Here is a 17,044-nt window from a genome sequence, read left to right on the forward strand (position 1 = left end):
CATCGAGCGTCCCACCGCCCAGCCGCTGTCCCGGCGCTGGCTCTGGGTGGCCGCCGCGGCGGCCCTGGTCCTGAGTTTCGCCCAGTCTCCGGGCCAGATCTCCCCCGACACCAAGCTCGATCTCACCGCCAATCCGCTGCGCTTCCTCGCGCGCGCGTTCAACCTGTGGAACAGCGAGCTGCCGTTCGGGCAGGCGCAGAACCAGGCCTACGGCTACCTGTTCCCGCACGGCACGTTCTTCCTGGCCGGCGACGTCCTCGGCGTTCCGGGCTGGGTCACCCAACGGCTCTGGTGGGCGCTGCTGCTCGTCATCGGGTTCTGGGGTGTGGTGCGTGTGGCCGAAGCGCTCGGCATCGGGACCACGCCGTCACGGGTGCTCGGCGCGCTCGCCTACGCGTTGTCACCGCGTGTGCTGACCACCCTCGGTGCGATCTCCTCGGAGACGCTGCCGATGATGCTGGCGCCGTGGGTGCTGCTGCCGATGGTGCTGGCTCTTCGGGGCGATCCCAGGGTGCGGACGCTGGCCGCCCGCTCGGCGCTGGCGATCGCACTGATGGGCGCGGTCAACGCGGTCGCGACGCTGACCGCGTGCCTGTGCGCGGCGGTGTGGCTGCTGTGCCACCGTCCGAACCGCACGTGGTGGCGGTTCGTGGCGTGGTGGCTGCCGTGCGTCGCGCTCGCGGTGGCGTGGTGGGTGGTCGCGCTGCTGCATCTGGGCCGGATCAGCCCGCCGTTCCTCGACTTCATCGAATCCTCGGGCGTCACCACGCAGTGGATGTCACTGACCGAGATGCTGCGCGGCACCGGGGCGTGGACGCCGTACGTCGCGCCGAGCGCGACCGCGGGTGCGCCGCTGGTAACGGGCACGGTCGCGGTGCTGGCCACCTCCCTGGTCGCCGCGGCGGGGCTGGCCGGGCTCGCGATGACGCGGATGCCCGGCCGTGGCCGGCTGATCACGATGCTGATGGTCGGCGTCGTCCTGCTGGCGGCCACCTACTCCGGCGGGCTCGGCTCCCCGTTCGCGCCCGCGATCCAGATGTTCCTCGACGCCGACGGCACCCCGCTGCGCAATCTGCACAAACTCGACCCGCTGTTGCGGCTGCCGCTGGCGCTCGGGCTGGCGCATCTGCTGGGACGGGTGCCGTTGCCGGGCAGCGTGCCGCGCCCGGTGTGGCGTCAGGCATTCGCGCATCCGGAGAACGACAAGCGGGTCGCCGTCGGCATCGTGGTGCTGTCGGCGCTGACCGCCGCGACGGCGCTGGCCTGGACCGGCCGGATGACCCCGCCCGGTGCGTTCGACGCAATCCCGCAGTACTGGCACGACACCGCGAACTGGCTGGAGGAGAACAACACCGACGGGCGGGTACTGGTCGCCCCGGGTGCCCCGTTCGCCACCCAGGTGTGGGGCAACAGCCACGACGAGCCGCTGCAGGTGCTCGGCGGAAGCGCGTGGGGGGTACGTGACTCGATCCCGCTGAACCCGCCGGAGACGATCCGCGCGCTGGATTCGGTGCAGCGGCTCTTCGCGGCGGGTCGCCCATCCGCCGGGCTGGCGGACACCCTTGCCCGGCAGGGCATCTCGTATGTCGTGGTGCGCAACGACCTGGATCCGGAGACGTCGCGCTCGGCGCGGCCGATCCTGGTGCACCGCGCCGTCGACGGCTCCCCCGGCCTGACGAGGGTCGCCGAGTTCGGCGACCCGGTCGGGCCGGGGACCCTGGAGGGATTCGTCGCCGACGGCGGCCTGCGACCCCGCTACCCTGCGGTGGAGATCTACCGGGTCGATGCCCCAGGGTCGATGAAACCGTATGTGGCCGAAGCGGATACGCTGGCTCGTGTCGACGGCGGCCCGGAGTCGCTGCTGCGACTCGACGAGCGCAGGCGGCTGACCGGAAAGCCGCCGCTGGGACCGATGCTGCTGACCCAGGACGCGCTGCGCGCCGGTCTGGACGCGCCGCTGGTCACCGTCACCGACACCCCGACCGCGCGTGAGACCGACTACGGGCGCGTCGACGACCACTCGTCGGCGATCCGCGGGCCCGACGACGCGCGCCACACCTTCAACCGGGTGCCCGACTACCCGTCCGACGGCGCCGAGTTGGTGTACGGGCGATGGGGTGGTGGCCGCGTCACCGTGTCCAGTGCCGCGTCGGATTCCACGGCTCTGCCCAATGTCTTGCCGTCGTCGGGGCCCGCGGCGGCCGTCGACGGGGACGCGTCGACCAGCTGGGTGTCCAACGCGCTGCAGACCGCCGTCGGCCAATGGCTTCAGGTCGATTTCGACCATCCGGTCACCAACGCCACCCTGACGATCACCCCGAGCGCGACCGCGGTCGGGGCACAGGTGCGCAGGCTTGAGGTCTCGACCGTCAACGGCACCACGTCGGTCCGGTTCGACCAGGCCGGTAAGCCGTTGACCGTCGCACTCCCCTACGGCGAGTCACCGTGGGTGCGTATCACCGCCACCGGGACCGACGACGGGTCGCCCGGGGTGCAGTTCGGCATCACCGACATCAACGTCACGCAGTACGACGCCAACGGGTTCGCCCATCCGGTGCATCTGCGTCACACCGTGGTCGTACCACCGCCCGATCCGGATTCGGCGGTGGCGCTGTGGGATCTCGGGTCCGAGTTGCTCGGCCGCGCTGGATGCGCCGACAGCCCCACCGGGACGCGGTGCGCGGCGGCGATGGCCCTGGCGTCGGAGGAACCGGTGAACCTGAGCCGGACACTGACCGTGCCGACCCCGACCTCGGTGACGCCGACGGTGTGGGTGCGGGCCCGGCAGGGACCCGCGCTGGCCGATCTGGTGGCCCAGCCCGGCGCGACACGGGCCGTGGGCGACGCCGACCCGATCGACGTGCTCGGCTCCGCCTACGCCGCCGCCGACGGAGACCCCGGTACGTCCTGGACCGCGCCGCAGCGCACGGTACAGCCGCCGACCGCGCCCGCGCTGACGCTGCGCCTGCCCGGCCCGCGCACCGTGTCCGCGATCGAGGTGACCCCGAGCGCGTCGCCGCTACCGGCCCGCCCCACGCTGATCGCCGTCGACCTCGGCGACGGCCCGCAGGTACGCCGCCTGGACGCGTCCTCGGACGGCGCGACCGAAACGCTGCGGCTGCATCCCCGGCGTACCGACACCGTCACCGTCTGGCTGATGGACTGGGTCGATGTGATCGACCGCACCGCACTGGGATTCGATCAGCTCAAACCTCCGGGTCTGGCCGAGGTCACCGCGCTCGACGAGCGCGGTGAACCGATCGGCGCCGCGGACGCCGAGGCCAACCGGGCGCGCACCATAACCCTGGAATGCGGGCGCGGTCCGGTGATCGGCGTCGCCGGCGAATTCGTCCAGACATCGGTCACCACCACCGTCGGCGCGCTGTTGAGCGGCGAACCGATCGCCGCGCGCCCGTGCCGCGACCAGCCGATCCGGCTTCCAGCAGGTGAACAGGAGCTTGTGGTGGGCCCCGGCGCCGGGTTGATCGTCGACGGTGTCCAGCTGGCGACACCCCGGTCTGACGAGATCCGTTCGGCCACAACGCTATCGGTGGACGTCGACCGGTGGGAGCCCGCACACCGGGTGGTCACGGTCGCGGCGTCGGGCACCTCGCGGGTGCTGGTGGTCCCGGAGAGCGTGAACCCGGGCTGGATGGCCCGGGACGCGGCAGGCACCGCACTGACGCCGATCACGGTGAACGGCTGGCAACAGGGCTGGGTGCTGCCCGCAGGCACCGACGGACCGGTGGCACTGGACTTCTCGTCGAACACGACCTATCGGGCCGGCCTGATCGGCGGCCTCGCGCTGCTGCCGCTGCTGTTGGTGCTGGCGTTCGTACCGGTGCGCCGTCCCACCGAGGCGATCCCCGCCGCGCAGCCGTGGCAGGTCGGCGCGCCCGGCGCCGGCGTCGCGACCGTGGTTGCGGCCGGGGTCATCTCAGGATGGTTCGGCGCGGTCGTCGGTGCTGCCGCGGTCGGGATCCGCTATCTGCTGCGCCGCCGCACCCGGCTGCTGGACCGGATCACGTTGGGCACCGCGGCATTCGGGCTGATCCTGGCCGGTGCGGTGCTCAGCGGCAACCCGTGGCGCTCGGTCGACGGGTATGTCGGGCATTCCCCCGGCGTGCAGTTCCTCGCGCTGCTGTCGGTGGTCGCGGTGGTGGCCTCGACGATGCGGGAGTCCTGACCTGGTCGAGGTTGCATCCAGGCAGGAGAAGTGCGAGTGGAGTCCTGCCGGAATGCAATTTCGGCGACAGAATCAGCGCGCGATGGCGGGCTCGATCTCCTCGGTGATCGAAGAGTCCAGCGGGGTCGGGTCGTTGCGCCGCTCCCAGCGCCGCAGCGCGTTGCGGCACGGCGCCTCCACCAACGCATAGCTGACCGCGGCGATCGCGAAGCCGAACAGCGTCGTCAGCACGAGCACGATCGTGAAGTGCCCGCTGAACGGGAACTCGCCGATGATCGGGAACACCATCGCCAGCGCGGCGAGGTGCCACACGAACAGCCCGTAGGACCAGCGGCCCAGCGTCACCATCAGCGGGCTGCCGAGGATCCGGTGTGAAGTGTCGACGCGGTCGAGCACCAGCGGCGCGAGCAGCGCCCCGGCGACGATCGCGCCCATCGCGGTCTTGAGCGTCACCTGGATCACCGAGCCGGGGTGCAGGCCTTCGTTGCCGGCCAGCGGGGACGCCGCGATCGTGAACGCCGTCACCGCGATCAGCGCCATCAGCACCCGTCGCCGCGCCAGCCGGTGCACCCGGCCGACCGGGCTGACCGTCAGCTCCGCGAGCACCATGCCCGCGGCGAACCACGAGAAGAAGGCCGGGGGCCAGTTCCACAGGTTGTGCCCGGAGTCCCTGTCGAACGGGATGTGCACCCACAGCAGGCTGGCCGCCGCGACCACGACGATCACCGGGATCCGGGCCCGCACCGGCAGGTAGCGCGCGAGCAGCGCCAGCAGGGGCAGCGCGAGGTAGAAGCTCATCTCCACCGACAGGCTCCACATCTGCGTCAACCCCGCGGTCAGGGTCAGCGGAACATAGATCTGGGTCAGGGTCAGATTCGCCAGCCACACCGTGAAGTCGGCCCTCGCCTCCGGAAGCAGGGTCAGGATCACCACGACCGCGACGAGGTAGCCGGGCATGATGCGCACGATGCGCGACCGCAGATAGTGGCCGGTCCTGGGCCGGGACCGCAGCCCGCGCGCGGCGGCGGCGTGACCGCGCCACAGCAGGAACCCCGACAGCGCGAAGAACACCGCGACCGCGAGGTCGAAGCGGCCCAGGATGCGTCCGGCGACGCCGGAGTTGATCCCGGTCTGGAACGCGACGTGGGTGACGACGACCCCGATGGCCGCGCACGCGCGCATCCCCTCGACGGCGGGAAGGAAGCTGCGCGTCCCGCCGACGGTCTCACCGACGGCTGTAGTCACGACGACCAGTCTGCCCGGTGACGCGTGATCCGGGCGAAACCGGGGAAGTAAGGCACGTGCGCTCAGGCGCCGGAGTAAGCGACGACCTTAAACAGTGCTGTTAGGGTCAAACGGGCTTTCAGGCGTCTGACTGGGCGCCGCCTCCGCCATGCCCCGTGGCGGCGCGCGAAGGGAGACACGGTATTGAACCGCGCAGTTGCGCTGAGGATCGCCGCGTGCGGAATCATGGGCCTCGGAGCGGCCTTGCTCATCGCCGCTCTGCTCTTGTCCACCTACACCAAGGGCAAGATCGCCAAGATCCCGCTGAACATCGACGCCACCCTCGTCAGCGACGGCACGGCGACGGCCTTCGATCCGGCGTCGCTGCTCGGTGAGCGCTTCGTCGTCAACGACGACGTCCCCGTGGTGCAGCAGCAGCAACTGAGTGTGGAGTCGCCGGCCAACGCCGACGTCGTCACGCTGCAGGTCGGCACGACGTTGCGGCGCACCGATCAGCAGCAGGACAACGGTCTGCTGCTGGCGATGGTGGACACCGTGACGGTCAACCGCCAGACCGCGGAAGCGGTGTCCAGCGAGACCAACCCCGGCGGTTCGGTTCAGAAGCCGCGCGCGATCGAGGACGAGGCCCCGCCGACCAGCATCGCGCTGCCGCACGAGGGCCTGACCTACCGGTTCCCGTTCGACACCGAGAAGAAGACCTATCAGCTCTTCGATCCGATCGCCCAGCGTCCGTTCGACGTGAACTACTCCGGCGAGGAGGACGTCAACGGCCTGACGACGCTGCGGTTCACCCAGAACGTCGGGTTCGACAACGACGGCGAACTCGTCGAGCCGGTGAAGTTCGCATCGCTCTACGACGACGACGCCGACAGCCAGGTGACCGCGCGTGCGTCGCTGTGGGGCCTGGAGGGCGATCCGGAGGAAGAGATCACGATGACGCGGTACTACGCCGCGCAGCGCACCTTCTGGGTCGACCAGGTCTCGGGCACCATCGTCAAGGAGACCGACCGCGCCTACCACTACTACGCCCGCGATGCGCTCAAGCCCGAGATGACCTACGTCGACTACACGGTCACCTCCGATGAGGAGACGATCGAAGCCCAGGTCGCCGCCGCGCAGGACGAGCGCGACCGGGTGGCGCTGTGGGGCCGCATCCTGCCGATCACGTTCACCGCGCTGGGCCTGGTCCTGCTCGTCGGCGGCGCGCTGCTCGGCACGTTCAGCCTGCGCGCGGAGTCCATGCTGACCGATCCGGGTCTCGACGACACCGGCGACCGGTTCTACGGCAAGCGGGGCGAGGAAGGCGAGCCGGTCCCGGGTGCCGAGGCGATGACCGAGAAGCTCCCGGCGCAGCGGCCGACCGATCTGCCACCGGACCGACCGGTCTGATCGCTCGTCTCCGCACGCTCGCGGTGCCGGCCTATGCGCTGGCGCTGACGCTGGCGGTCACCGCACCGCTGCTGGGTCCCGGTCATCTGCTGCTGCGCGACGCGGTGTCGACGCCGCGCTCGTATCTGACCGACGCCGCACTTGGCCTGTCCCAGGCCGCGCCGAGGGCGCTTCCTCAGGACTTCTTCGTCGCGCTGGCCTCGACCGTCGTCGACGGCGGTGTGGTGGTCAAGGCGCTGCTGATCTTCGGGCTGTTCCTGGCGGGCTGCGGCGCGGCTCGGCTGGTCGCGGTCGTGTTGCCGGACGCGGGGATGGCCGGGCAGAGCGTGGCGGTGACGGTCGCGATCTGGAATCCCTATGTCGCCGAGCGGCTTCTTCAGGGCCACTGGAGCCTGCTGGTCGGCTACGGCTGCCTGCCGTGGGTGGCCGCGTCGGTGCTGTCTCTGCGGACCTCGCCGCGCGGCGGGGTCGCGGCGCTGGTGTTCTGGCCGGCGCTGGCCGGCCTGACCCCGACGGGGCTGCTGCTGGCCGCGGCGGTCGCGCTGACGGCCGCGCTGGCGCCGGGCACCGGCCGGCCGCGCCGGTGGTGCGCGGCGGTCAGCCTGGCGGCGTCGTTGACGGCGGCGCTGCCGTGGCTCGTCGCGTCGGCACTCGGCACCGGCTGGGCCGATCAGGACGCGGGGCTGCGCGCGGGCATCGACGCGTTCGCCGCGCGTGCCGAACCCGGACTGTCCACGCTGTTCAGCCTCGCCAGCCTGGGCGGGATCTGGAACTCCGAGGCAGTCCCCGCATCCCGCACAACGCTTTTCGCGGTCGCATCGGCGGTGGTGCTGCTCGGCATCGTCGCCGTCGGCGTGCCGCGGCTGATCCGCGGCCGCACCGCGGTCCCGCTGGTGGTGCTGGCCGTCCTGGCCATCGTCGGGCCGACGCTGATGGCGACCGGACCCGGTCTTGCGGCGCTGGAGGCGCTCAGCCGCGCCGTCCCCGGACTGGGGGTGCTGCGCGACGGCCAGAAGTGGGTGGCACTGGCCATGCCCGCGTACGCATTGGCCGGTGCCGCGGCCGTCGTGACGCTGCGCCCGCGGGTTCCCGCGCTGGCCACGGCGACGGTGTGCTGTGCGGCGCTGATCGCGACGCTGCCGGATCTGGTCTGGGGTGTCGGCGGCCGGGTCGCGCCGGTGCGCTACCCACCGGGCTGGACCGCCGCGGCCGCCGTAATCAATGCCGAGCCCGCGCCGGTCGCGGTGTTGCCCGTCGACAGCATGCGCCGATTCCCTTGGGGCCCAGACGCACCCGTCCTCGACCCGCTACCACGGTGGCTGCGCGCCGAGGTGCTCAGCACCGGTGACCTGACCGTGGCGGGCCACACCGTGCTCGGCGAGGGCGCCCATGCCCGCGACATCCAGCGCATGCTGACCGCCGGCGCGGGGCGCGACGAACTCGCCGCGGCCGGGGTCGGGTGGGTCGTCACCGAGGGCCCGGTGCCCGCGCTCACGCTGCCGGTCGCCTATCGCGACGACGACATCGCCGTCTACGCCGTCGGCGGAGACGCCGCAGGCTCGCCGCACCGGCCGGTGATGATCGCCGCGCATGCGGTGTGGCTGGGTCAGCTGGGGCTTGCGCTGGCCGCGATGATCATCGGGCGGCTGCGGTCACGGCACGCACACCGACGGGACGAGAACGAACAGCGGCCACAGACCGGCCATCAGTAGATAGGCCGCCATCCCGCCGCCGGCCGGGACCGCGGTCTGCAGCAGGTCTTCGAGATGGCGGACCTTCTCGACGTTGAAGAACGCCCACGCGAGCCCGATCACCACGTACGGGATGGCCATCCACAGGCCGAACTCGATCATGCCCGCGACCGAGACACGCCTGCTCAGCAGGCTTCTGGTCCGGGTGCGCATCGACATCACCGCCATCACACCAACTGCCGGTGTCGGCGGACCCGCCTCCGGACATCGGCCAGCAGCAGGTAGCTGCCGCCCTGACGCAGGAATCCGGGGATGAAGCGGTTGACGAACGCGACGAACAGGAACAGCTGCTCGAACATCCGCTGCCGGCCCGGTCCCCAGGACAGGCGGAGCTGCTCGCGGAACACCGGCGCCAGGAACCCGGTGGTGAGGAACTTCAGCAGCGGCCTGAACGGCAGTCCCAGCAGCGGATTGATCATCCGCAGGTTGATCAGGTCGAGCAGATAGCCGCGGACGGTGTCGTCGACCGCGACGTGCTCGCATTCGGTGTCCCAGTAGCGGTCGAAGTCCGCGCGGGTGGCGGGCCACCGGTCCTCGGTGACCTGCAGCGTGGTGCCCAGTGTCCAGGCCGACCGGTAGAACTGCTCGGCCTGTTCGGGCGTCATCTCGCCGCGCAGTAGCTGATAGCTGTCCTCCAGTCCGACGAACAGGCAGGCGGCCACCCACATCTGCAGGTCGCGGTCGAATGCGTTGTAGCGCACCGGGCTTGACGGTGTGGATTTGACGTGCCGGTGCGCCCCGTCGACGGCCTCGCGGAACGCGGCGCGGTCGCCGTCGGTGCCGAAGATCGCCACGGCCAGGTACTGGAATGTGGTGCGTGCCCGCTTCCACGGGTGCTTCATCAGGTTGCCGGAGTCGACCCTGCTCTCCACCACGCCGTGGCCGACGCCGGGCCGCGACAGCTGCATGATCACGTTGGCGGCACCGGCGGCGAAGGACCAGAAGTCCATCGCGTCAGCGACTTTCACCGGTTCGTCGCTCCAGCGGGCGGTCCGGCGGGTGATCGTGATCCGGTTCCCGGTCATGGCGGGCACACGTCGGCGAACAGCAGCAGCGGCCAGAACAGTACGGTCCCGACGAACGCCGGGACCTTCGCCGGGCCGTCGACGGCGGTGACGAAGTCGGGGCGCAGCACCGCGAACACCAGCCCGATCGCACCGTAGGGCGCCAACAGCAGCACTGCGGTGCCGAACCATTCCGCCAGCGTCATCTCATAGCTCAGGAGTCGGCGCAGGTCGCTGAGCATGCCCATTATGTTAATGGCTGTTCGTCGTGGTGTCTGCAATACCGCGGGTGAATCATCTTGATCAATCGCCACTTCCACGCCGAGGCGCCCGGCTACAGTGCGCCCTATGGCCACGGACGCGATCACCGTCGGCAGCGTCGATCTCACCGAACCGGACGTCTACCTGGCAGGGATGCCCTACGACGCGTTCCGCGAACTGCGCCACCGGGCGCCGGTGGCGTGGCACCCGCACGGCGACACGGGTTTCTGGGCGCTGACCCGCTACGACGACATCTACGCGGTGTCCAGGGACAGCGAGACGTGGTCGTCGCAGGCGACCGGGGTGTTCTTCGACGTCCCGGCGCCCGAGGACGCCTATCAGCTCGAGCTGATGATGCTGACGATGGACCCGCCGCGGCATACCGCGCTGCGAGCGCTGGTCAGCCGCGGCTTCACCCCACGCCATGTCGCCCGGCTCAGCGCGCGCACCGCGGACATGGCCCGCGCGATCGTCGACGACGCGCTGGAGCGCGGCGAATGCGAGTTCGTCAACGACGTGGCCGGTGCGCTGCCGTCCTACGTGATCGCCGAATTGCTGGGCATTCCACTCGAAGACGGCCGCCGACTGTATGCGCTGACCGACATCATGAACACCCGGCCACTGCACGATCCCGAACTCGTGCAGGCCCAGATGCAGATGTTCGAGTATGCGAGCGAACTCGCCGCGCTGAAACGGGCCTCGCCGGGCGATGACATCGCGACCGCGCTGCTGCACGCCGAGGTCGACGGGCAGCGCCTGACCGACCTCGAGTTCAACCTGTTCTTCCTGCTGCTGCTCAACGCGGGCGGCGACACCACCCGAAACCTCGTCGCCGCAGGAACTCTCGCACTGATCGAGCACCCCGAGCAGCGGAGGCGGCTGACCGCCGATCCGTCGCTGATGCCCACCGCGATCGAGGAGATGCTGCGCTGGACCAGCCCGGTCACCGTGTTCACCCGCACGGCGACCCGCGACACCGAGGTGGGCGGCGTGCGGATGCGTGCCGGCGAGCGGGTCGCGATGTTCTACCCGTCGGCCAACCGGGACGAGGCGCATTTCGCCGACCCGGACCGCTTCGATGTCGGCCGCACCCCGAACCAGCATCTGGCGTTCGGTGGCGGCGGCACGCACTTCTGCCTCGGCGCCAGCCTGGCCCGCGCCGAAGCCGCCGCGATCTTCAGCGAGATCCTGGCTCGCACAACGGATATCGAGCCGATCGGACCGGCCGAGCGGGTCCGCTCGGTGCTCATGAACGGTATCCGGTCGATGCCGGTGCGCCTGGTGCCCGCGGCCGTGCCCGCCTGACGCGTCAGAGGACGCCGCTGGTGATGCGGCCGGCGTGCACCGATTCCAGTACCGCGCGCATCGCGTCGGCGCTCTGCCGCCAGGAGAACTCGCCGCTGCGCACCTGCGCCTTGGTGCCCAGCTGCTCGCGCAGCACGTCGTCGGTGAGCAGCCGCTCCAGCCCGTCGACCAGATCGCTGTAGCCGTCGACCAGCATGCCGGTCACCCCGTCGACGATCGAGTCGGTCAGCCCGCCCGAGGACCGGTACCCGACGGTCGGCACCCCGTGCTGGGCGGCCTCGACCACCGCGAGCCCCCAGCCCTCCTTGCGCGACGGCAGCACCTGGACCCAGCTGCGTTGCAGCACAGAGTGTTTGGTGGTGTCGTCGACGTGGCCGTGGAAGGTGACCGCGTCCGAGATGCCCAGCTGCGCGGCGTGGTCGATCAGCTTCTGCGCCCACCAGCCGTCGCCGAGCACGTCCAGGTGCAGGTCGGGGATCCTGGGCCGCAGCGCGGCGATCACGTCGAGTGCGTCCTCGATCTGCTTGTGCGGCACCAGCCGGGACAGCACCACCACCCGCGGGGTCGCCGAGCGCGGCACGGTCAGAGACTCGGCGGGTGCGGCGTCGACGCCGTTGCGCACCACCGCGACGTGCTCGGGCTGCACGCCCAGCACGGCCAGGTCGCGCGCCGACGGCAGCGACACCGTCACGTACTGGTTGCCCCGGTACAGCCGCGGCGCGATCCGCGACTCGACGAACCAGCCGATGCGGCTCATCACCGGCCCGGCCACCGGCCATTGCTCGCGGTGGCAGTGGTGCACCAACACCACCGCGCGGCGGCCGTGCACCAACCGGGACAGGAACGGCAGACCGTTCTGGGTGTCGACGACGACGTCGGGCCGGACCCGGCGCAGCGGGCCCAGGCCGATCTTGGCCGCGGCCATCGCCAGCCCGGCCCACACGTAGACCGTGTAGGCGCCGCCGCGGCGCTGGATGTGCACGCCGTCGACGACCTCGCGGCGGGCCGAGCCCGGGTAGCGCGCGGTGCGCAGCGTCACCCTGGTGCCCGAGGCGGCCAGCTGCGCGCCGATGCGCTGCAGATAGGTCTCGGAACCGCCGCCCTGCGGGTGCCCGGTGTCGCGCCAGCACAGCAGCAGTACGGAGCCCACAGGTGCGGCGGGCAGCGCACGCGGGGAGCGTTCTAGCCGGGGTGACATAACCGTGCAAGCCTAACCGCCCTGCGTAGGGTGTCCGGGTGGCCGCTACGGATCTGCTCGCCCGGCGGGCGACGCTGTCACGGTCACTGCGGCTGCTCTCGGCGTTCCGGTTCGAGCGCAACGACCCGGACCGGTTCTACGGCCCGCTGGCCGCCGATACCGTCGCGATGGTCGACGACCTGTGGCGTTCGGCCGTCGGGGGCTCCACCCGGGGTCTGACGCTGCTCGACGTCGGCGGCGGGCCGGGCTACTTCGCGTCGGCGTTCACCGCGGCCGGGGTGCGCTACATCGGGGTCGAACCCGACCCCCGCGAGATGCACGCGGCGTCGCCGCGCACCCACGACCCCGCCGGCACGTTCCTGCGGGCCTCGGGCACCGCGTTGCCGATCGCCGACGACAGCGTCGACATCTGCCTGTCCTCGAATGTCGCCGAGCACGTGGCGCAGCCGTGGCGGCTCGGCGACGAGATGCTGCGTGTGACCCGCCCCGGCGGGCTCGTGGTGCTGTCCTACACGGTGTGGCTGGGCCCGTTCGGTGGTCACGAGATGGGCCTGACGCACTATCTCGGCGGGTATCGCGCAGCCGAGCGCTACACCCGCAAACACGGCCACCGGCCGAAGAACGACTACGGCTCGTCGTTGTTCGCCGTCTCGGCGGCCGACGGACTGCGCTGGGCGCGCGGCACCGGTGCGCTGGTCGCCGCATTTCCTCGCTACCACCCGCGATGGGCGTGGGGGCTGACGGGTGTGCCCGGGGTCAGGGAATTCCTGGTGAGCAATCTGGTGCTGGTGTTGCAGCCGTCTTGACGGCTGTCTTGCAACAGGTTCTCGTTTCGCGATCCGGTCGGTAGTGTGACCGGTATGACACAGAGCACGGCCTTCAGGACCGAATGGGACAAGCTGTTCATCGGCGGCAAATGGGTCGAGCCGGCGACCTCGGATGTGATCGAGGTGCGTTCGCCGGCCACCGGAGAACTCGTCGGCAAGGTGCCGCTGGCGTCGGCGGCCGACGTCGACGCCGCCTGCGCCGCCGCGCGTGAGGCGTTCGACAACGGCCCGTGGCCGCAGCTGTCGCCGGCCGAGCGCGCCGAGGTGCTTGGCCGCGCGGTCAAGCTCATGGAGGAGCGCGCCGACGAGCTGAAGTTCCTGCTGGCCGCCGAGACCGGTCAGCCGCCGACGATCGTCGACATGATGCAGTACGGCGCCGCGATGTCGTCGTTCCAGTTCTATGCCGGCGCGGCCGACAAGTTCACCTGGCAGGACATCCGCGACGGCGTGTACGGGCAGACGCTGGTGGTGCGTGAGCCGGTCGGCGTCGTGGGCGCCGTCACCGCGTGGAACGTGCCGTTCTTCCTGGCCGCCAACAAGCTGGGTCCCGCACTGCTGGCCGGCTGCACCGTCGTGCTCAAGCCCGCCGCCGAGACCCCGCTGTCGGTGTTCGCGATGGCCGAGATGTTCGTCGAGGCCGGCCTGCCCGAGGGCGTGCTGTCGATCGTGCCGGGCGGCCCGGAGACCGGTCAGGCGCTGACCGCCAACCCGAACCTGGACAAGTACACGTTCACCGGCTCGTCGGGCGTCGGCAAGGAGATCGCGAAGATCGCGGCCGACAAGCTCAAGCCGTGCACGCTGGAACTCGGCGGCAAGTCCGCGGCGATCATCCTCGACGACGCCGACCTGGACTCCACACTGCCGATGCTGGTGTTCTCCGGCCTGATGAACTCGGGCCAGGCGTGCGTCGGGCAGACCCGCATCCTGGCACCGCGCTCACGCTACGACGAGGTCGTCGAGAAGTTGTCGGCCGCCGCGGCCGGGATGGCTCCCGGGCTGCCGGACAACCCCGCCGCGATGATCGGCCCGCTGATCAGCGAGAAGCAGCGCGACCGCGTCGAGGGCTACATCAAGAAGGGCATCGAGGAAGGCGCGCGGGTGGTCACCGGCGGCGGCCGCCCCGAGGGCCTGGACAGCGGCTGGTTCGTCCAGCCGACGGTGTTCGCCGACGTCGACAACTCGATGACCATCGCGCAGGAGGAGATCTTCGGCCCGGTGCTCGCGGTGATCCCGTACGAGGACGAGGACGACGCGGTGCGCATCGCCAACGACTCGGTCTACGGGCTGGCCGGTTCGGTGTACACCACCGACAACGACCGGGCGCTGCGGATCGCGCGGCGGATCCGCACCGGCACCTACGCGGTCAACATGTACGCGTTCGACCCGTGCGCCCCGTTCGGCGGTTACAAGAACTCGGGCATCGGCCGTGAGAACGGCTGGGAGGGCATCGAGGCCTACTGCGAGCAGAAGAGCATCCTGCTGCCGTTCGGCTACACGCCGCCGGCCGGCTAGCGCGACAAGACACAAAATCGCACGCTCACGACGGTGGGCGTGCGATTTTGTGTCTGGTGGGCGCTGGGCGCTCAGGGCACCGGTGGCCTCAGTTCTCGATCGGGAACGAGTGGTGCTCGTGGGCGATCAGCCACTGCCCGTCCACTTTCCGCAGGCCGATGGTGATGCGAGAACGGCGGCCACGAGTCGCGGTAGGCGGCGGTGCCCCGAACCCCGTCGTAGGGCGGGGTCGCATCGAACATCACGAGGTCGTCGGTATGGGCGGCGAGCACGCCGTCGATATCGCGGGCGCGGATCGCCTCGATCCACCGCTCGACGGTGTCCCGGATCTGTCGCTGGTTATCGGTCACGGGCGTACCGACCTCCTGCGGGTCCGGGACTCATCGGCGTGTTGCCATCGAGTGCACGGATATTGCTGCGATATGCCCCGAAATCGCGCAGAAAGCGTGCGTTCGGCGAAGAGACCGCGCTCAGAACGCGGCTTCGGCCAGGTCCATCGCGGTCAGGTCGACGGCCTGCAGGATCGTCCGCTGCGCGGTCAGCCGCGGAAGCACGTTGCGGGCGAAGAACTTTCCGGTCGCGACCTTGCCGGTGTAGAACGCCCGGTCCCGCTCGGCGATGTCGCCGTCGAGGGCGTTCAGCGCGATCTCGGCCTGCTGCAGCAGCAGCCAGCCCAGCAGCAGGTCGCCGACGGCGAGCAGGAACGGCACCGACTCCAGACCGAGGCGGTACAGCTCGCGCGGGTTCTCCTGCGAGTCGACCAGGAACTTCGTCATCGCCGCGACCATCTCCTGCACGTCACCGACGGCGGTGGCCAGCAGCGAGCGTTCGGTGGCCAGCTCCGGGCGGGCCGCGGAGTCGTCGAGGAACTTCCGCAGCTGGCCCACCACGTGCAGCAGTGCGCCGCCCTGATCCCTGGCGATCTTGCGGAAGAAGAAGTCCTGCGCCTGGATCGCGGTGGTGCCCTCGTACAGCGAGTCGATCTTCGCGTCGCGGATGTACTGCTCGATCGGATAGTCCTGCAGGAAGCCCGATCCGCCGAACGTCTGCAGCGACTCGGTCAGGCACTGGTAGGCCCGCTCGGAGCCGACGCCCTTGACGATCGGCAGCAGCAGGTCGTTGACGCGCCCGGCCATCGCCTCGTCGGCGCCGGAGACGATCGCGGCGACCCCGGTGTCCTGGTGCGCGGCGGTGTAGAGGTAGAGCGCCCGCAGCCCCTCGGCGTAGGCCTTCTGTGTCATCAGCGCGCGCCGCACGTCGGGGTGGTGGATGATCGTGACGCGCGGCGCCGTCTTGTCGGTCATCTGGGTCATGTCGGCGCCCTGCACGCGGGTCTTGGCGTACTCGAGGGCGTTCAGGTATCCCGTCGACAGTGTCGCGATCGCCTTGGTGCCCACCATCATTCGCGCGTACTCGATCACCTTGAACATCTGCGCGATGCCGTTGTGGGTGTCGTTGACCAGCCAGCCGACCGCGGGTGTCCCGTGCTGGCCGAACGTCAGCTCGCAGGTCGCCGACGCCTTGAGACCCATCTTGTGCTCGAGACCGGTGACGAACACGCCGTTGCGGTCGCCGAGGTCGCCGGTCTGCGGGTCGAAGTGGAACTTCGGCACGATGAACAGCGACAGCCCCTTGGTGCCGGGTCCGGCGCCCTCCGGGCGGGCCAGCACGACGTGCACGATGTTCTCGAACAGGTCGTCGGTGTCGCCGTTGGTGATGAACCGCTTCACGCCGTCGATGTGCCAGCTGCCGTCGGCCTGCTGGACCGCCTTGGTGCGTCCGGCGCCGACGTCGGAGCCGGCGTCGGGTTCGGTCAGCACCATGGTGGCGCCCCAGTTGCGGTCGATCATCAGCTTGGCCCAGTGCCGCTGCTGCTCGTTGCCGATGGAGTCGATGATGTGGGCCATCTTCGGACCCGCGGCGTACATGAACGCGGCCGGCTGCGCGCCGAGCGCGAGCTCGTTGATCGCCCACTCCAGCATCGACGGCGCGGGCACGCCGCCGATGGCCTCGGCCATGCCGACGCGGAACCAGTCGCCGTCGTACCAGGCCCGGAACGACTTCTTGAACGCCGCCGGAATGGTCACGACGTGGGTTGCCGGGTCGAAGGACGGCGGGGTGCGGTCGGTCTCGGCGAACGCCTCCGCGACCGGACCCTCGGCCAGCTCGGCGGCTTGGACGAGCATGTCGCGGGCCGACTGCGGATCGAGGTCACCGAAGTCGCCGCCGGCGAGGGCCTTCTCCAGCGCGAGCACCTCGAAGAGGTTGAACTCCAGGTCGCGGACGTTGCTCTTGTAGTGCCCCATGCTGCATCCTCCGGTTCCGCCCCCGCTGAACGAGTTTGCTGTCAGCCTACGTCCGGATGC

The 17,044-nt window shown here is 70.5% G+C and carries 13 protein-coding genes; 6 read left to right on the top strand and 7 right to left on the bottom strand.

Annotation, left to right across the window (positions count from 1 at the left end):
• The first annotated feature begins 25 nt into the window (after window positions 1-25).
• Window positions 26-4,186 carry a DUF3367 domain-containing protein gene (locus NTM_RS05200; RefSeq protein ID WP_179964039.1) on the top strand — a complete coding sequence of 1,387 codons (4,161 nt, stop codon included), beginning with the start codon at window positions 26-28 and terminating at the stop codon, window positions 4,184-4,186.
• 72 nt (window positions 4,187-4,258) lie between these two features.
• On the opposite strand, the gene NTM_RS05205 is transcribed toward NTM_RS05200, so the two are convergent.
• On the bottom strand, window positions 4,259-5,368 hold the full coding sequence (locus NTM_RS05205) for an acyltransferase family protein (protein ID WP_104864541.1): 1,110 nt from the start codon (window positions 5,366-5,368) through the stop codon (window positions 4,259-4,261).
• 246 nt (window positions 5,369-5,614) lie between these two features.
• Here NTM_RS05205 and pgfA point away from each other — a divergent pair, with 246 nt between their 5' ends.
• Together pgfA and NTM_RS05215 are read left to right on the top strand one after the other, a co-directional pair.
• Window positions 5,615-6,820, top strand: coding sequence for a cell envelope lipid trafficking protein PgfA (gene pgfA, locus NTM_RS05210; protein ID WP_104864542.1), 1,206 nt, complete (start codon window positions 5,615-5,617; stop codon window positions 6,818-6,820).
• Between the two features lie 23 nt (window positions 6,821-6,843).
• Window positions 6,844-8,532 (top strand): MmpA family trehalose lipid delivery protein, encoded by a 1,689-nt coding sequence (locus tag NTM_RS05215; protein ID WP_179963886.1) that lies wholly within the window; start codon window positions 6,844-6,846, stop codon window positions 8,530-8,532.
• Here NTM_RS05215 and NTM_RS05220 read toward each other — a convergent pair.
• From NTM_RS05220 to NTM_RS05230, 3 genes are read right to left on the bottom strand one after another with little or no spacing between them, the layout of a single operon-like run.
• Window positions 8,473-8,739, bottom strand: a complete 267-nt coding sequence (locus NTM_RS05220; protein ID WP_435405028.1) for a hypothetical protein — start codon at window positions 8,737-8,739, stop codon at window positions 8,473-8,475. The two genes, NTM_RS05215 and NTM_RS05220, sit on opposite strands and share 60 nt — an antisense overlap.
• Window positions 8,739-9,596, bottom strand: a complete 858-nt coding sequence (locus NTM_RS05225) for an oxygenase MpaB family protein (protein ID WP_163765664.1) — start codon at window positions 9,594-9,596, stop codon at window positions 8,739-8,741. Before NTM_RS05225 ends, NTM_RS05220 begins: the two co-directional genes overlap by 1 nt.
• A complete protein-coding gene (locus NTM_RS05230; protein ID WP_232079623.1) occupies window positions 9,593-9,817 on the bottom strand; it encodes a hypothetical protein in 225 nt (74 codons plus the stop codon). Before NTM_RS05230 ends, NTM_RS05225 begins: the two co-directional genes overlap by 4 nt.
• Window positions 9,818-9,923: 106 nt before the next feature.
• On the opposite strand from NTM_RS05230, the gene NTM_RS05235 reads away from it, so the two are divergent.
• Window positions 9,924-11,141 (top strand): cytochrome P450, encoded by a 1,218-nt coding sequence (locus NTM_RS05235; protein ID WP_163765666.1) that lies wholly within the window; start codon window positions 9,924-9,926, stop codon window positions 11,139-11,141.
• 4 nt (window positions 11,142-11,145) lie between these two features.
• On the opposite strand, the gene NTM_RS05240 is transcribed toward NTM_RS05235, so the two are convergent.
• On the bottom strand, window positions 11,146-12,339 hold the full coding sequence (locus tag NTM_RS05240) for a glycosyltransferase family 4 protein (protein ID WP_435405029.1): 1,194 nt from the start codon (window positions 12,337-12,339) through the stop codon (window positions 11,146-11,148).
• A gap of 38 nt (window positions 12,340-12,377) precedes the next feature.
• On the opposite strand from NTM_RS05240, the gene NTM_RS05245 reads away from it, so the two are divergent.
• A complete protein-coding gene (locus NTM_RS05245) occupies window positions 12,378-13,145 on the top strand; it encodes a class I SAM-dependent methyltransferase (protein WP_104864545.1) in 768 nt (255 codons plus the stop codon).
• A 54-nt stretch (window positions 13,146-13,199) separates the two neighbouring features.
• Window positions 13,200-14,678 (top strand): aldehyde dehydrogenase, encoded by a 1,479-nt coding sequence (locus NTM_RS05250; RefSeq protein WP_104864546.1) that lies wholly within the window; start codon window positions 13,200-13,202, stop codon window positions 14,676-14,678.
• Between the two features lie 71 nt (window positions 14,679-14,749).
• Here the strand turns inward: NTM_RS05250 and NTM_RS05255 are convergent, their stop codons facing one another.
• Together NTM_RS05255 and NTM_RS05260 are read right to left on the bottom strand one after the other, a co-directional pair.
• A complete protein-coding gene (locus NTM_RS05255; protein ID WP_435405030.1) occupies window positions 14,750-15,028 on the bottom strand; it encodes a YybH family protein in 279 nt (92 codons plus the stop codon).
• 120 nt (window positions 15,029-15,148) lie between these two features.
• Window positions 15,149-16,984 carry an acyl-CoA dehydrogenase gene (locus NTM_RS05260; protein WP_163765667.1) on the bottom strand — a complete coding sequence of 612 codons (1,836 nt, stop codon included), beginning with the start codon at window positions 16,982-16,984 and terminating at the stop codon, window positions 15,149-15,151.
• Window positions 16,985-17,044: the final 60 nt, after the last annotated feature.

This window comes from Mycolicibacterium parafortuitum, from assembly GCF_010725485.1.
GTDB lineage: Bacteria > Actinomycetota > Actinomycetes > Mycobacteriales > Mycobacteriaceae > Mycobacterium.

What these genes read in the sequence shown, in the direction of transcription:
- NTM_RS05235 (WP_163765666.1), top strand. Translation starts at nt 9,924, where the DNA reads ATGGCCACGGACGCGATCACCGTCGGCAGCGTCGATCTCACCGAACCG.
- NTM_RS05240 (WP_435405029.1), bottom strand. Translation starts at nt 12,339, where the DNA reads ATGTCACCCCGGCTAGAACGCTCCCCGCGTGCGCTGCCCGCCGCACCT.
- NTM_RS05250 (WP_104864546.1), top strand. Translation starts at nt 13,200, where the DNA reads ATGACACAGAGCACGGCCTTCAGGACCGAATGGGACAAGCTGTTCATC.
- NTM_RS05230 (WP_232079623.1), bottom strand. Translation starts at nt 9,817, where the DNA reads ATGCTCAGCGACCTGCGCCGACTCCTGAGCTATGAGATGACGCTGGCG.
- NTM_RS05205 (WP_104864541.1), bottom strand. Translation starts at nt 5,368, where the DNA reads ATGCGCGCGTGCGCGGCCATCGGGGTCGTCGTCACCCACGTCGCGTTC.
- NTM_RS05220 (WP_435405028.1), bottom strand. Translation starts at nt 8,739, where the DNA reads ATGGCGGTGATGTCGATGCGCACCCGGACCAGAAGCCTGCTGAGCAGG.
- NTM_RS05225 (WP_163765664.1), bottom strand. Translation starts at nt 9,596, where the DNA reads ATGACCGGGAACCGGATCACGATCACCCGCCGGACCGCCCGCTGGAGC.
- NTM_RS05260 (WP_163765667.1), bottom strand. Translation starts at nt 16,984, where the DNA reads ATGGGGCACTACAAGAGCAACGTCCGCGACCTGGAGTTCAACCTCTTC.